This is a genomic window from Blastopirellula marina (genome assembly GCF_002967715.1).
In the GTDB taxonomy this organism is placed as follows: Bacteria; Planctomycetota; Planctomycetia; order Pirellulales; family Pirellulaceae; genus Bremerella; species Bremerella marina_B.
In genome coordinates, this window is record NZ_PUIA01000017.1 from 453,573 (window position 1) to 468,759 (window position 15,187).

12 protein-coding genes are annotated in these 15,187 nt (G+C 57.2%); 9 read left to right on the top strand and 3 right to left on the bottom strand.

Annotation, left to right across the window (positions count from 1 at the left end):
• Nucleotides 1-286: 286 nt before the first annotated feature.
• A complete protein-coding gene (locus C5Y96_RS07825) occupies nucleotides 287-1,462 on the bottom strand; it encodes a tetratricopeptide repeat protein (RefSeq protein ID WP_105351658.1) in 1,176 nt (391 codons plus the stop codon).
• A gap of 203 nt (nucleotides 1,463-1,665) precedes the next feature.
• Between C5Y96_RS07825 and C5Y96_RS07830 the strand changes: the two genes are divergently transcribed.
• From C5Y96_RS07830 to C5Y96_RS07870, 9 genes are all read left to right on the top strand, one after another.
• Nucleotides 1,666-3,120: a sulfatase gene (locus C5Y96_RS07830; protein WP_105351661.1), complete on the top strand. Its 1,455-nt coding sequence runs from the start codon at nucleotides 1,666-1,668 to the stop codon at nucleotides 3,118-3,120.
• Nucleotides 3,120-4,202 carry a magnesium/cobalt transporter CorA gene (gene corA, locus C5Y96_RS07835; RefSeq protein ID WP_105351664.1) on the top strand — a complete coding sequence of 361 codons (1,083 nt, stop codon included), beginning with the start codon at nucleotides 3,120-3,122 and terminating at the stop codon, nucleotides 4,200-4,202. The genes C5Y96_RS07830 and corA overlap by 1 nt, the downstream gene beginning before the upstream one ends.
• A 247-nt stretch (nucleotides 4,203-4,449) precedes the next feature.
• Nucleotides 4,450-5,391: an RDD family protein gene (locus C5Y96_RS07840; protein ID WP_105351667.1), complete on the top strand. Its 942-nt coding sequence runs from the start codon at nucleotides 4,450-4,452 to the stop codon at nucleotides 5,389-5,391.
• Nucleotides 5,392-5,404: 13 nt separating this feature from the next.
• Nucleotides 5,405-6,469, top strand: coding sequence for a stage II sporulation protein M (locus C5Y96_RS07845; protein WP_105351670.1), 1,065 nt, complete (start codon nucleotides 5,405-5,407; stop codon nucleotides 6,467-6,469).
• Nucleotides 6,459-7,334, top strand: a complete 876-nt coding sequence (locus C5Y96_RS07850) for a hypothetical protein (RefSeq protein WP_105351672.1) — start codon at nucleotides 6,459-6,461, stop codon at nucleotides 7,332-7,334. Before C5Y96_RS07845 ends, C5Y96_RS07850 begins: the two co-directional genes overlap by 11 nt.
• Nucleotides 7,331-8,158 carry a DUF4129 domain-containing protein gene (locus C5Y96_RS07855; RefSeq protein ID WP_105351675.1) on the top strand — a complete coding sequence of 276 codons (828 nt, stop codon included), beginning with the start codon at nucleotides 7,331-7,333 and terminating at the stop codon, nucleotides 8,156-8,158. Before C5Y96_RS07850 ends, C5Y96_RS07855 begins: the two co-directional genes overlap by 4 nt.
• Nucleotides 8,155-9,378: a DUF4350 domain-containing protein gene (locus C5Y96_RS07860; RefSeq protein ID WP_105351678.1), complete on the top strand. Its 1,224-nt coding sequence runs from the start codon at nucleotides 8,155-8,157 to the stop codon at nucleotides 9,376-9,378. Before C5Y96_RS07855 ends, C5Y96_RS07860 begins: the two co-directional genes overlap by 4 nt.
• 70 nt (nucleotides 9,379-9,448) lie before the next feature.
• On the top strand, nucleotides 9,449-10,759 hold the full coding sequence (locus C5Y96_RS07865) for an AAA family ATPase (protein WP_105351680.1): 1,311 nt from the start codon (nucleotides 9,449-9,451) through the stop codon (nucleotides 10,757-10,759).
• On the top strand, nucleotides 10,756-12,405 hold the full coding sequence (locus tag C5Y96_RS07870; RefSeq protein ID WP_233198868.1) for a DUF58 domain-containing protein: 1,650 nt from the start codon (nucleotides 10,756-10,758) through the stop codon (nucleotides 12,403-12,405). The genes C5Y96_RS07865 and C5Y96_RS07870 overlap by 4 nt, the downstream gene beginning before the upstream one ends.
• Nucleotides 12,406-12,409: 4 nt before the next feature.
• Here C5Y96_RS07870 and C5Y96_RS07875 read toward each other — a convergent pair whose 3' ends face one another.
• Together C5Y96_RS07875 and C5Y96_RS07880 are read right to left on the bottom strand one after the other, a co-directional pair.
• On the bottom strand, nucleotides 12,410-13,999 hold the full coding sequence (locus C5Y96_RS07875) for an ArnT family glycosyltransferase (protein WP_105351682.1): 1,590 nt from the start codon (nucleotides 13,997-13,999) through the stop codon (nucleotides 12,410-12,412).
• Nucleotides 14,000-14,009: 10 nt separating this feature from the next.
• A complete protein-coding gene (locus C5Y96_RS07880; RefSeq protein ID WP_105351685.1) occupies nucleotides 14,010-15,170 on the bottom strand; it encodes an LptF/LptG family permease in 1,161 nt (386 codons plus the stop codon).
• Nucleotides 15,171-15,187 lie beyond the last annotated feature (17 nt).

The window sequence follows — 15,187 nt, forward strand, 5'->3', positions numbered from 1 at the left end:
TACTCCAAATTTCTGGCCAATAGAACGTGTCGTGGCTAAGCTGAAGGAAGTTCGACTTCCCTATTCGGAAAGATCGCGATGCGATTCTCGCTGCGTAATTTACTGGTCCTCGTGTCGCTTTGCTTTCTGCTGCTGCCAGCAGTACGCCCCACCATCGAGTACGTCCAGCGGCAACGAGAGGAAGCACGTCGCCAAGACCGAATCGAACAACTGTTTCTGCAAAACTGGACGCTGCCACGCGCACGATCCGTGTTTAGGGCAGAAGTTTGGAATGAAATGAAGCCGACTAATCTTCTTCCGGATTCAACCGCTGGTACGCTTCATCCGCCCACGGGGAATCAGGGTTTAGCTCCAAACACTTCTGCCAGTGACTAGCCGCTTCGCGCTCGCGGCCGAGTTCATCGAGCGTGCGGGCCAGGTGGTAGTGGGCGTCGCAGTAGTCGTCGTAGACTTCGATCGCTTCCCGCAGCGCGGTCACTGCTTCGACCAGTTGGCCTGACTCGGCCAGGACGCAGCCTAGGTTGGCCCGGGCTTCGATCATATCGGGGTCGAGCTCGATCGCCGTGTGGTAGCGCTCGATCGCGTTGTGCAGGTGCCCTGCCCGGTAGAGAAGTTCGGCCAGGCGGAACGATCGTTCGGCATTGGCCCCGCCGATTGCCAGCGATGACCGCAGGCAGCGGATCGCTTCTTCCAGTTGCTCGTCGTCTTCGTAGTCGGCCGCCCTGGCATCCCACTGCTCGGCCGTTTCGGGTTCGTAGCTGGCGGGATCGACTACGTTGAACTCGTCGGAGAAGTCTTCGTCGCGATCGAAGTCGAAACGCATCTGCCCGCCTGGTTCGACGAGCCCTTCCCCTTGTCGCAATAGAATGTCGCGACCTTCGACCATCACCGACAACTGCACCAGCGGACGCTGCACGTCGGGCAGGTATTCCGAGATCGCCGATAGCTGACGTTCGATCCGATCGGGCGACAGGCCCGAAGCCAACATCGCGGCCAATTGCTTGGCGGTGGCGACCTCTCGGTAGTCGAAGTACGGCAGGCTGCGAACCTGGCGGGCCGGAACGATCAGCCCGCGGCGATGCCAACGGCGGATGATCGATTTGGAAACCCCCAACAGGTCCGATAGCATCGCCGGCGTATACAGGCGATGTAGCTTTTGATGCGGTTCGATCAGCCCGAGCCACTGCCAGAGGGTGGTTTCGCTGATAAATTTCAGATCGCCAGCGGCTGCTTTTTCCTGCAGCTCCGGCGAGATGCCCTGATCTCCCAGGCCGGTCAGATCGTTCTCGCCGAAGACGATGACATCGACCCGCTCGTCGATTTTATCGCTGGGGGTGGCATCCGCCTCGCGCAGGGCCGTAAAGACCTCGCGCCGCGTCATACCGGCGAGTTTGCCGACAATCGCGACTCGCTTGCCCGACAGATCGCCGGTTTCGTTCGATTTGGCCCAGTCCGTTGCCACGTGCCACCATCCCAGAAAGCGGGCTGCCCTGGCAGGTTCCAAGTGTGGGAAAAAGCTCCAGCAAACCCTTACGTTCTCTTCGGTTAAGGGTACTGTAACCAAGGCTGATAGACTAGGCCCAGAAGCTTCGTAACCTTGTTTCGTGGCACCAGATCGATTACCTATGAAGGCTCTCCTATCCTTTGTCTGATTGTGAGTTTGCGATGTCTCGGATCGGAATTTTTGCCCTCTTAATGTCCAGCGTGTGGGTGGCCAGCGCCGCGGCCGAGAACAACTACAACGTGCTATTGATCGCCGTGGATGATTTGCGGCCTGAGCTGGGGTGTTATGGTCGCAGCCCTACGGTCAGCCCTTCGCTGGATGAACTGGCGAAACATTCGACCGTCTTTCGCAATCATTTCGTCCAGGTCCCCACGTGTGGTGCTTCGCGATTCGCACTGCTTACCGGACGCAGCCCCGGCAAGACTGGCGCGCTGGGGAACGAAGCGCTGTACACCGGCAAGACAGCTCTTTCTCAGCAGCAGTTGCCGGGGGCTCAGTCGCTACCGGAACTCTTCCGCCGCAGCGGTTATCACACGACGCTGATTGGTAAGGTATCGCACACAGCCGACGGTAAGGTGTACGCCTACAACGGGCAGGGAGACGGCCGCGACGAACTGCCGCATGCCTGGGATGACCTGGCAACCCCCTATGGACCCTGGAAGCGTGGCTGGGGAATCTTCTTCGCTTATGCCGATGGCAAGCACCGCGAAGACGGCCAAGGACACTCGGACCTGATGGAGTTCACCGCCGAAAAGGACAACGAACTTCCTGACGGCATGATGGCCGAGACAGCGATCGAAAAGCTGAAGGCCTATGGCAAGAGCAAAGAGCGTTTCTTTATGGGGCTAGGGTTCTTCAAGCCGCATCTTCCTTTCGTGGCAACGAAGCAGGACTGGGAAGCGGTCGACGCGATGGACATCGCCCCGGCACCGCACGGCACTAAGCCTGATACGGCTTATTGGCATTCATCGGGCGAGTTCTACAAGTACAAAACAGACTACCCCAAGACCAATCCGCTGGCGAAAGAAGATCAGATCACCGCTCGCAAAGCGTATCTGGCGTGCGTTCGCTATACCGATCGGCAAATCGGCAAGGTGCTGGCAGCGCTCAAGGAGACTGGGCTGGAGGACTCCACGATTGTCGTCGTATGGGGAGATCATGGTTGGCATTTGGGGGAAAGCGCCCTGTGGGGCAAACACGCTTCGCACGAACGGGCACTCAACAGCCCGCTGTTGATTAAAGTGCCTGGCGTGACCGACAAGGGAACGATGACCACGGCCCTGGCCGAAACGCTAGATATTTATCCGACCCTTATGCAGCTGTGCGATCCGAAGTTCAAACAGACACAGCACCCGCTGGACGGCGTGAGCCTGGCATCGGTCGTGCAGGGAACGGACGAGAAGGCTCGCGACGTCGCGGTCAGTTATTGGCGAAGCAATCAAATCAGTATTCGTGATGACCAGTACCGGTTGATCGTGCAGATGCAAAAGGGAAAGCCACAAAACATCGAGCTATACAACATTCACGAAACGCCTGATCCGGTTGTGAACCTGGCGGTCGAGAAGCCGGATGTTGTCTCGAAGTTGCTCCAAGCCGTGCAGGATGCCTCGCCGTAATGAAATTACCGATAGATCTGCAGTTCCTGAGACGTCCTTTCGAACGCCGCACGCCGCCTGGTTCTGCACCGGGGACGGCATCGAAGCCGGAAGAGGAAGTCGCCAGCCGCATCCATGTCCTGGCGTTCGGCCCGGATGATTTCGAGGAAACCGAGATCGATAGTGTCGAAGAGGCACGCGATTACCTGGGCAGCTATGACGTGACATGGATTCACATCCACGGGCTGGGCAACACGGCGCAGCTGCGGCAGTTGGCCGATATGTTCGATCTGCATCCGCTGGTCTACGAAGACATCCTGCATCCCCATCAACGGGCCAAGGCCGAAGAATATGGCGACTATGCTTTTATTGTCGTACGGATGGTGGAAATTCATCCCCATCTCGATACGCAGCAACTGAGCATGGTCGTTGGCGATAACTTTCTGCTGAGTGTCGAGGAAGCCAGCGGCCACGATCGTTTAGAGCCGGTCCGCGAGCGTCTGCGAAATCGCATTGGTCGCATTCGACAGATGAATTCTGATTACCTCTCGTATGCCCTGATGGACTCGGTGATCGACCACTATTTTCCCGTGGTCGAATCGTTTGGTGACCGGCTGGACGTGCTCGACGATCCTCTGGCCGCTGGGTACACGCACGACATCATTCCCCAGATCCAGAAAATTAGTAGCGACCTGTTAACCATACGCCGCAACTTGCTTCCTCACCGGGAAGCGATTCGCAATATGATGGGGGCACGCTTTACGCGATATTCCGACAATACGACCGTCTTCCTCCGCGACGCCGACGACCACACCTCGCAGTTGCTCGATGCGATCGATGCCTACCGGCAGATATGCTCGGATATGCGTGACTTCCACTTCGCGCTGACCAGCCAGCGAGCCAACGAAGTGATGAAAACACTGACGATCATCGCCACGGTCTTCATCCCCCTGAGCTTCATCGCCGGTGTTTACGGGATGAACTTCCACTACATGCCGGAACTCGCCTGGCCCTGGGGCTATGGATTCGCCTGGGCCGTGATGCTGAGCGTGGCCGGGGGGCTCATGGCGTGGTTCTATACTCGCGGTTGGTTCAAGGAATGAGCTACCGGAACAAACCCATAGATAGCAGGGGTTATCCATTAAAACTGAGTTAACCCTCTCCTCGGTGTACGTTTTACGCGTAAGACTTTAGATTGAATTTCGATTCACCTCTGTTGAGGGGGGTGAAAACCGATTAATCTGGGACGAGTCCTCGTCTTAGCGCAAGTTGTTGCGTTAGACTGGAGATAACTCATCTGACGGCAAATGTTTTCCCAGGCCGCACTTACAAGGATAGAAAAGCTCCTCGATGGTAGCTCCGTGGAATACCGAGGCGATCGACTCGCAATTCAAAGTCGTCACGCCTGAGAACATCGCGTTCAACTACCAGGTCGCCGGACCATTCCGTCGGTTGCTTGCTTTTCTATTGGATCTGGCCATTCGCGCTGCGGTCATTCTGGCCTTCTTCATTGTGTTGAGTATCGCGGGAGTCGGCAGCATCTTCGTCAGTGCCGGGCTCGAAGATCTGATGTTCGCCTTGATGACCTTGGCGGCGTTCTTCTTCAACTGGTTTTACATGGCCGCGTTCGAGTATTGGTGGAACGGCACCACGCCTGGTAAGTGGTTGCTGAATCTGCGAGTGACGACCGACGAAGGGGAACCGATCAATCTGTTTCAGTCGGCCGTGCGGAACTTGTTTCGCTATGTCGATATGTGGCCGATGGTCCCCCTCCCTTTCGCCGTGATGCGAGAAGAAATGACGCCCGAACCGGTCGTAGTGACGTTTCTGTTCGCGCTGATCGTACCCATTTTCAACCAGCGGTTTCAACGAATTGGCGATCTGGTTGCCGGAACCATGGTGGTCATTGAAGACCGTTCGTGGCTGATGAAGATCGCCAAGATCGAAGACGACCGGGCCCGTCTGCTGGCAGACTATATTCCCCCGAACTTCGTCGCTCCGCGCAGCATGGTCAAAGCGGTGGCCACGTATGTCGAGCGTAGGCGATACTTCACCACCGCACGGCGGCGAGAGATCGCGCGGCACCTGGCCGAACCACTACTGGAAAAGTTTGGCCTGCCGGCTGATACCAGCTACGATTTACTGCTCTGTGCATTGTATTATCGAACGTTCCTGTCGAAACACTCGGCAGACGGAACGAAAGAAGACTCGCAACTGTTAGGCGATTTGACGCAACAGTCCAACCCCTATTCAGCGGCACCCAATTCACCGGTCACTGCCCAGTCGAAGTAAAGGAATCATCGCGGTGAAAGTTGCTCATCTGATCGAAAAACGACGCGTCTATTGGCAAGAGCTAGAGAATCTCTGCGCTCAGATGGCCAACTCGCGCAAGAAGACGATCGGGGCCCGCAACATCGCTCGCTTCGCGGCGCTGTATCGTGCCGCATGTGCCGACCTGGCGCTGGCCGACAGTTATCAGCTGCCACCCAATATCGTCGATTACTTGCACAAGCTGGTGGGGCGGGCCCATGGCCAGCTGTACCGCAGCCGCCGCGTCGATTGGTCGAAGATCGGGGACATCCTCTTCCGACAAATCCCGCGCGAGATCTTCCAGGATCGCTGCGTACAATTGACCTTCTGGCTGTTTTGGATGGTCTTTCTGCTGGCCGGCTTCATGGCCGCCAATCCCGATCGTTTTCCGAACTTCGCCGCCGATATCGTTGGGGCGGAAAACATCGACATGTACGAACAAATGTATGCCGACGCTCCCAGCTCGCGCAACAATGGCCCGACGGCTTCCGGTGCGGCGTTTTACGTGAATCACAATACCGGCATCGGCATCAAGTGCTTCGTCGTCGGCATCACGGTAATCGGTGGGATTTGCGTGCTGCTGTACAACGCCGCGGTCCTGGGGGCGACGTTTGGACACATGGCAAGCCCTAACGTATCGGAAGAGGTCAGCGAACACTTCTTCGAGTTTGTGACCGCGCATGGCCCCTTCGAGTTAACAGCCATCGTGCTGGCTGCCGGAGCCGGGCTGCGGATCGGGTTCTCGTTGATCAGCCCCTACCATAAAGAAGAGTCACTACTGCCGGAAGAGCTTCCCGAAGGGGAAGAAAGCCTCTTCGATAAGTCGCGCCGGGTTGCGTACGAACGAATCGATTCGCTGCGGATTGGGGCCAAGCGAGCGTTGCCGGTGATGGGTGCCTCGGCGATTTTATTTATTCTGGCGGCGATGATCGAAGCGTGGATCTCCCCTTCCTCACTCCCTGAGCAAGTGAAGCAAGTCGTGGCCATCTTCTGCAGTGGCCTGCTGATGGTCTACTTCATCGTGCTCGGCTATCCGCGAAGGGAATCCGATGCAGCTTGATAAAACACGCATCGCTATCCGCGAACGAGAACTGCTGGAGATCTACGATCTGGCGTTGATCGTGATGCGTGTCTATTGGTGGAAGATCCTCCAGGCCCTGGCGATCACGGCAGTCCCGTTGACCATCATCAACGCAGCCCTGTTGTGGGCGATGGAGCCGGATCTGGTTGTTAATGAAACGGCCGGTGCTTTCATCTGCTACATGATCGCGTTGATCTTCCTGGAAGCTCCGCTGGCCGGTCTGCCGATTACGCTGCTGCTGGGAGATGCGTTGTTCCATGACAAACCGAACTGGCGGCGAATGTGTACTGGCCTCTGGCCGGTAATTCCGCGAATCTTCTGGATTATCTTCGTGCTGCGGGCCATCCTGCCGGGTATGCTGCTGGCGTTTGCCGGTTCGTTCGACGAAGACTACATCGCCGGAACGCTGCTATTCTTCGTCTGCTGCTATGCGACGATCCTCAGGTCCGTGCGTCCGTACATCGGCGAGATCTTGATCCTGGAAAAGAACCCGGTCTTCTCGCGAAATAAAGATGCCATCACCGTCGGCCGCCGCAGTTCAGCATTGCATCAACCCAACTTTGGCGACCTGCTGATCCGGGCCATGGCTTCGAGCATCAGTATCCTGCTTGCGGCCAGCATCGTGATGAACGTGTTTGGCCTGCGCGGTTACGTTTTCGGCCAATGGAACTGGGACGATATGTTCCTGTTTATTTGGTTTCCTATGGCTTTGTGGCTAGTGGTTGCGTTCATGACGGTGGTGCGATTTCTGTGCTATCTCGATCTGCGAATCCGCCGCGAAGGATGGGAAGTCGAACTCGTCCTCCGGGCCGAAGCGACGCGTCTGAAGGAGGTCGCCGGATGATGCGGAGCCTCGTCAGACAACTCGGTGCGGTTTGCCTGCTGCTGTGGGCCACGCTGCTGCCAACAACCAATGCCCAGGAGTGGGAAGATTTTGAAAGTGGTACGCGATCGATCCAACAACCGGTCGAGCAAGGTCGCGAAGCGCTGGCCAATATTCCCCAAGCCAACTGGTACGACAGCGAGTCGGACGGAGTACGCACGATCCCAGTGCCTGGCGAAACCAGGATGCCTGACACCCGGCCCGGCACCGCCAAGAAGAAGGCCCCAGCCGCGGCACCGGCGGCACGTGGTAACTGGAACTGGCCGAATCTCGGTGGGCTGTCACTCGCTTCGATTGTGATGTACTCGATTCTGATTATCGTGCTTGGGCTGATCACTTACTTGATCTATCGAGCCGTTGGCTCTGGCGGGGCGACCACGAGTGGTTCGTACGTGCCAGAGCAGCACGAGGATGAAAAGTCGCGCCAGGTCGATCGCGTCGAGCATCTTCCCTTTGAAGTCAAAAAGAAGGATGGCAACCTGCTGGACGAGGCGCGACGTTGCTACGAGTCAGGCAATTTCAACGAGGCGATCGTCTACCTTTTCAGCTTCCAACTGCTGGAACTTGATAAGGGGCATATCATTCGCCTGGCCAAAGGAAAGACCAACGGGCAGTACCTCCGCGAAGCAGGCCGCAACCGCGATCTGCGCAAGATCCTGCAAGGGACTATGAATGCGTTCGAGGATGTCTTCTTCGGCAATCGCAACCTGACCCGCGATCGCTTCGAACGCTGCTGGAACCAGCTAACCCAGTTCAATCAACACCTGGCGGGAGGTAGCGCATGATCGGTGCACGCATCTCTCGATGGACTGTTTTGCTGCTGTTGGTCTGTACGTTGGCTATTGGCTGCGGCAGAAAGAGCGACAATCTGCAAACAGGCTACGGCAAGCGAACCGGCAACCAGGCCGGCAGCGTTAACGGAACCAAGGCCCTTTCCGAAATGTTTCGCGACGCAGGCTACTACGTTCGCAGCTACGGAGTCGTCTCGCCGAGCCTCTTGCGACACGACGTGATCGTCTGGTTTCCCGATAGCTTCGATGGCCCAACGCCTGAGTTTCGCGACACGATCTTGAATTGGCTGAACGAAGAGGAAGGTCGCACGTTTATCTACGTCGGACGCGACTTCGACGCATCGATTGAGTACTGGGGAGACGTGCTTAACAAAGTCGACCCGACCCAGAAGTTCGACGTCATGCGGCAGCGCAGCCTGGCGATCGAGTCGTTCGACAAACTGCGGAATTATCAATCGCCCGAGGTAAACTACACGCTCTACAAGATCGAGCGGGACGTCCCGCGGCGGATTGCTTCGTCGCTGACAGGCCCCTGGGCCAAAGGAATCGACGCCGCGAAAACCAAGATCGAACTTCGATCGCGGATGATCCCGCCTGACGAAGATTCGATTTACGAAGGATTCAACACCTACGACGAAGACGCCGCGCCAATTCACCTGGTGGAAGATACCGAAATCCTACTGGGTACCGGCAAGGAAGCGATCGTGGCCCGACTCGGCAGCGACTACAGCGACAACCAGATCATTCTGGTAAACAACGGTTCGTTCCTGTTGAATCTGCCGCTGGTCAATCCCGAGCACCGCAAGCTGGCGGCAAAACTGGTCAACCAGTGCGATCCGGCTTACTATGCCCCCGACAGTGTCGCCTTCCTGGAAACGGAAGGGGGCGTGCGAATCATGAACGCCGACCAATCGACCGACGGCAACAGTGGCTGGGAATGGCTATCGAAGTGGCCGTTGAACCTGGTCGGCCTGCAGATGGCATGGTGGCTGATCGTCCTCTGCTTCGCCCTGTATCCCATTTTCGGTCGTGCCAAACGATTGCCATCGGCCGAGACGTCCGACTTCAAGAAACACATCGATTCCGTGGGCGACTTGCTGCAGGCAACCGACGATCACGGTTACGCTCAGCTCCGCATTCAGCAGTATCATCAAGTTATGAAAGGAGACACCGTCTATCGTCGATCGAAGGTACGCCGCGGAGAGGGAAAGTAAGCCCTGTCTTCGCTCAAGCAAGCCTGCCACGAATTGACAAGATGGTGTGCATTACGATAAGCGAGCATCCATGAGTAGTTCCACCCCTGATATTATCGAATTTCCTTGTAGCGGTTGTGGCAAGAAATTGCGTGTCGGCCCCGAAGCGGCCGGCAAGAAGGCGCGCTGTCCGCAGTGCGACAGCGTGCAGGTCGTTCCCGCTTCCAGTGAAGCAAACGGTACGAGCGTGCCTTCTACCGCACCAACAAGCGAACCTCCGACGACGGAACAGAAGCCGGTTGGTACGCTGGGAGACGACCTGTTCGCCAGCGCCGAGCAGTCCAGCCTGGCCCCGCTGTCACCACCAGCTCCACAGGCAGAAGCCCCATCGCAGCCCCTTCGCCCAGCCAGCACCACGCTGCAAGGCCATCACACGGATGACTCGGCCTTCTCCGAAACACGCGATCTGTTTCAGCGTATCACCGACGAAATCTCGAAGATTTACGTGGGGCAAGAAGAACTGGTGCTCGGTACGCTGGTCGCCTTGTTCAGCGGCGGTCACGTGCTGATCGAAAGTGCTCCCGGTCTGGGGAAGACCCTCTTCGTGCGAACCCTCGGACGTGTGTTGGGTTGCAACTTCGGCCGCGTGCAATTCACCGCCGACTTGATGCCGTCGGATATAACCGGGGCACCGTTCTTCGATATGAAGTCGAACGAGTTCCGCTTCCGCCCTGGCCCGATCTTCACGCAGCTGCTTCTGGCCGACGAAATCAACCGTTCGCCTGCCAAGACACACGCGGCCTTGCTGGAAGTGATGCAGGAATTCCGCGTGACGATCGACGGCACCAGCCACAAGATCGAGCGACCGTTTCTGGTGATGGCCACGCAGAACCCGATTGAGTCGGAAGGTACCTACAACCTGCCAGAAGCTCAGCTCGACCGCTTCATGTTCAAGTTGAACCTCGACTATCCGAACGAAACCGAAGAAGCGGAAATCTTGAAGCAGCACAGCCAGCAAGTCGACATCAACAAGCGGCTGGAAGAAGAGCTCGAGGTGATCACTTCCCCGGCGAAGATCATGGAGGTCACCAAGCAAAACGGTGACGTGCTGATTGCCGACAAGCTGATCGACTACATCAATCAGATCGTGCGTCTGACGCGTAAGTGGCCTCAGTTTCACTTGGGGGCGTCTCCCCGTGCCGGCATCACGCTCATGCAAGGGGCTCGTACGTTAGCCGCTTTCAATGGCCGAGATTATGCGGTGCCGGACGACGTGGTGCAGATTGCCTTGCCGGCTCTGCGACACCGCGTTGTCCTTTCCGCCGAAGCCGAAGTGGAAGGGCATACCGCCGACGAACTGTTGACCGAACTGATCCGCACGATCGAGGTGCCGCGTCTGTGATCTCGATCCTGCAAGACTTCTTCGTCGGGCTGTGGACCAATGTCCTCACCCAACCCATGATGCAACTATTGGCCATGGTATTACCCTTGGCCATCCTTGCTCGATGGAAGAGGACTACCCCGTCGATCTGGTTGGCACTGGCCTTTGCGGCACTCATGCCGGTACCAGTGATCGCCATTTTGCTTGCCGATGCCAGCAGCCTGATGGGGCCGATCCTGTTTCTGCTGATTGTCGCTCTGACGGTGGGTATTTTCTCGTTTGTGCAGTTCCTGGCCCATTCGCTGCAATGGAACCGGTTTCAAGTCTCGTTCCTGCCGCTTTCTGCCCGGATCTGGTTAGGAATTACATTCGTCGCGGCGCTGGCTATTTGCGTGCTGTTTGCATTTGCCACGGTGGGCAATTCGCTCACGTGGGTTGCCTGGGCACTGTTCGGCTTGAATGTCGTCATTGCGGTGATTGCCATGATCGACCTGACGAGCCTCCCCAGTGCAAAACACTTTTCCGTCGAACGCGAGACAAGCCGCATTGCTTCGCTGCTGAAAAAGCAGAAGGTAATCCTGACGGTTACCTACAAAGGCCCCCTGCATCTGCACTTGTCGGTTCGCGATGACGTTCCGCAACAGTTCCAGGCAGTGCCCGAAGAGTTTAACCTGGACGTCGTACCACGTAGCCGCACGACGGTGCACTACGAAATGGAACCAACCAAGCGTGGGTCGTTCGCCATGGATACGGTTTTCATTCAGGTCGACAGCAAGCTCCGATTCTGGAAGAAGATCATCAAGGTCCCGGCTCATATCGCCATCAGCGTCTACCCCGACATGAAGCAGCTGGCCGAGTACGCTTTACTGGCTCGTACCAATCGCCTGAGCCTGGTGGGCGTGCGGCGAACGCGAAAGGTGGGACAAGACCATGACTTCGAGCGTCTACGTGACTACACCCGCGACGACAACTACAAGCATATCGATTGGCGCAGCACGGCCCGCAGACGTCGTCTGACGGTCCGCGAATTCCAAACCAGTCAGAGCCAGCGGATCATGTTCATGATCGACTGCGGGCGAATGATGACCAACGAGGCCGATGGCATCAGTTTGCTCGACCATGCGTTCAACGCCATGCTGATGCTGAGCTTCGTCGCTCTGCGACAGGGAGACTCGGTCGGAGCGATCGCTTTTTCTGATCGAGTCCACAAGTACGTGCCTCCAAAGTCGGGTGCCAACCAGATGAACCATCTGCTGCACGCCAGCTACGATCAGTTTCCGCAGCTGGTCGAATCTCGCTACGACGAAGCATTCATGCATCTGCGAACCAACTGCCGGAAACGGTCGCTGGTAGTGCTGATCACCAACGTGATCGATGAGGTGAACTCGCATCAGATCGAACAGTACCTGACAACGCTCGTAGGGCGGCATTTACCACTGGGAGTGCTGCTGCGGGATCATCGATTGTTCGACGCCGCCGAGAACGAGAAGCCGTACGGGCCTGACTTATTCCGAGCCGCCGCCGCCGCCGAGATCCTTACCTGGCGGCACCATGTGCTGACCGATCTGAGCCACAAAGGGGTCTTGGCACTTGATGTCTTCCCCGAAGATCTGACCGCCAACCTGGTGAATCAGTACCTCGAGATCAAAGCACGGCACTTGCTGTAAGCGGTTATCGACGTAGCGTCTGTTGATCGGCTTGAATGCTCTTGGCGACCGACCAGCCTCGGAAGCCGGAGCCGCGATAGATGGTCACGGCGTGCTTGCGTGCAGGCCCGACTTCCACTTCAACTTCTTCCAGCGGCTCGATCGATGCGAACGCCAGCTTGAGCGGAAGCGGGATCTCTTCTCCCTGGTGGGCGACCAGCAGAAAGTCGCGGCTCTCGGTTTCGTCAGGGCCACCCCAGACATCGTACTGCGAGAGAGGAAACTGGTTGTCTCCCCACAGGTATACCTTCGGATGCTGTGGCATGTAGAACGCCAGCTCCGAAGCAACAGCCCGACCGGCCGTGACGATCATGGCTTGCGACTGGGCATCGTGGCTTTCGAGGCGAGCTCCCACTTCGTACCCGAGTTCTTCCCAACCGCGCATCCGGACCAGCGCGTCAACTTTACTTCCGTTGAGCCCCAGCACCGGCAATGCCAACGGCATCGCGTAGGTACCAACCAGGAAGATCGCCCCGACGGTGGCCGCATAACGCAGTCGCCATTCGCCTGGCTTGAGAAACAAATTTGGTAGTTGCACATATCCCAGCGCCCAGGCAGCCACCAGGATCAGACCGGCACTGAAGAAAGGAGCCGGCCAGTTCAGTTCCAGACGCTGCTTCAAGCTCAAACCCAGCACCAGCAGCATCGGCAGTGCACTCAGGCACAACAGGTAACGTTCGCGACGTCCGACCTGGCGAAATGCCAAAAGCCCGAACGCCGTCACGCAGATAAATAGAAAGAAGGTGACCGGCGAAATGACACCGAATAGCCCGCCCACGAACTCCAGCGAAATCGCTACGCGCCGCAGGATGGAAACAGGCTCGCCTTGGAAGTGCTCGCTGGTGTGATGTAGCGTGACCCAATCGTGTTGATAGTTCCAGTAAACCACCGGCAGCAGGAACAACAGGGCCCCGATTGCACAGATATACAGGGTCGGTCGAATCGCTTCGTGTCGGTCTTCCCGAGAAAGCAGGACGAATAGACCGCCGAAGACCAGTATGCCGGCCATGGTTTGCTTGGTCAGCAGGCCAAGACCAATTACGATCGTGGTAGCGACGATCCACTTCCAACGTCCTTCGCCCCGTTCCAGCAAACGCCAGAAGCAATACATGGCGACGCTCCAGAAGAAGAGGAACGGCGAATCGATCGTCATCAGCAAGCTCATCGCTACGTTGCCAGGCGTCATGGCTGCCAGCAGCATCGCCCAAAAGCCGATTTTCGCATCGTACATGCGGCGAGCCAGCAAAAAGACAAACGCGAGACTACCAGTCCCCAGCAGCGTAGCCGGCAGGCGAACGGCGAATTCACTATCGCCCAACAGCCGCGTCGACAGGCCAATGATCCAGGCAATCATGGGAGGCTTGCTGAAGTAGCCATAATCTAACTGTCGCGACCAATCCCAGTAGTAGGCCTCGTCGTGGACCAGGTCGAACGGATCGAGCGCGAGGTAGAAAACTCGAAACAATCCCAAGCCCAGCAGCAACCAGATCGCTCGGCGGGTCCACAAGGATGAATCAGCGGAGTCGGCCGTCATGGCCTCGTGTGGTGTATTCATGAGCTGGTTGCTAGTTCCGATTCACTCGCCAAATGAGTGCTGCGCCAATCACGATCAAGACGGCGTTGGCAATCCACACCGGGGCCGCCCCAAAGGTTCCTTCCCGGGCCGTCTGCTCGCCAATGACCAGCAGCGGATAATACAACAGCAAGATGGGTAGGAAGCAGGTGAAGAAGGTCGAAACATTGTCCGACGACTTTCTCCAAATGGCGACCGGGATCCCCATGCAGACAAAACAGAAGACACCAAACCCATTGGCCAAGCGGCGCTGACGCTCGGCCTGCAGGCGATACAACCGCTTTTGATGATGCTTCAAGTTATGCTTGGCATTGTCGAGGACTGCCGCGTCGTCACCGCTGCTCGCTTCTTCGAGCTTCACTTTCGATTTCGCGACGAGCTCCTTCTCGCGATCGATCTGCCGGGGAATCGCCTTCAAGGTCAGGTTCGCCGGAGACGAATTGTCTTCGTTCAGTTCAATGGAATTCAGATGGTCGAGATAGATGACGCGCTCGTCGGGAAACTCGAACTTCCCTTCGTCGCCAAACTCGACGGTACCGTCGCGGCAAATCAGTTGGAGGATGCCTGTCTTGGGGTCGGTCTTCAGCTGGGCCTCTTCCACTTCCAAGTAGATCGACGGCTGCGAATCGGTCGCGGCGACCTGAAACGTGGGACTGATCAACTTACGATCCTGCACTGACTTCACCGTGACCGAGAAGCCAGACATCTTGAAATTGCGCTGTGTTCGAAGCACCCCGTAGACCGTATCGTCGAGCGATTCCGCTACCACGCGATGCAGATTTGGCCGCGACCAGGCCGCACAGGCATCGTACATCCAGAAGGTGAAGAAGCTGAGAAAGTAGGCCAGCGTCAACACCGGCCACATCAACTCCATCGGGTTGATACCGGCCGACTTGATGGCGGTGATCTCATTGGAAGCGGCCATTCTGCCGAAGGCCGTGCAGACGGCAAAGAGCATGCAGCCGGGGATGGTGTACCGCAGCATCTCGGGAATGAAGTAAGGGAGCATGTTCAGGATCACGCCGGGTGGCAATCCCTTCTTGAGCCCTTCGTTCACACCGCCGCCGACGGTCATCAAAAGCACGGTGATTCCGAGGCAGAGCAGGAAGACCTTGGTGATCTCCCACAAGACATACCTCTGGATCGTTGTCATGAGAACTTCTGTGCTTT

What these genes read in the sequence shown, in the direction of transcription:
- C5Y96_RS07830 (WP_105351661.1), top strand. Translation starts at nt 1,666, where the DNA reads ATGTCTCGGATCGGAATTTTTGCCCTCTTAATGTCCAGCGTGTGGGTG.
- corA (WP_105351664.1), top strand. Translation starts at nt 3,120, where the DNA reads ATGAAATTACCGATAGATCTGCAGTTCCTGAGACGTCCTTTCGAACGC.
- C5Y96_RS07880 (WP_105351685.1), bottom strand. Translation starts at nt 15,170, where the DNA reads ATGACAACGATCCAGAGGTATGTCTTGTGGGAGATCACCAAGGTCTTC.
- C5Y96_RS07875 (WP_105351682.1), bottom strand. Translation starts at nt 13,999, where the DNA reads ATGAATACACCACACGAGGCCATGACGGCCGACTCCGCTGATTCATCC.
- C5Y96_RS07840 (WP_105351667.1), top strand. Translation starts at nt 4,450, where the DNA reads ATGGTAGCTCCGTGGAATACCGAGGCGATCGACTCGCAATTCAAAGTC.
- C5Y96_RS07860 (WP_105351678.1), top strand. Translation starts at nt 8,155, where the DNA reads ATGATCGGTGCACGCATCTCTCGATGGACTGTTTTGCTGCTGTTGGTC.
- C5Y96_RS07850 (WP_105351672.1), top strand. Translation starts at nt 6,459, where the DNA reads ATGCAGCTTGATAAAACACGCATCGCTATCCGCGAACGAGAACTGCTG.
- C5Y96_RS07855 (WP_105351675.1), top strand. Translation starts at nt 7,331, where the DNA reads ATGATGCGGAGCCTCGTCAGACAACTCGGTGCGGTTTGCCTGCTGCTG.
- C5Y96_RS07865 (WP_105351680.1), top strand. Translation starts at nt 9,449, where the DNA reads ATGAGTAGTTCCACCCCTGATATTATCGAATTTCCTTGTAGCGGTTGT.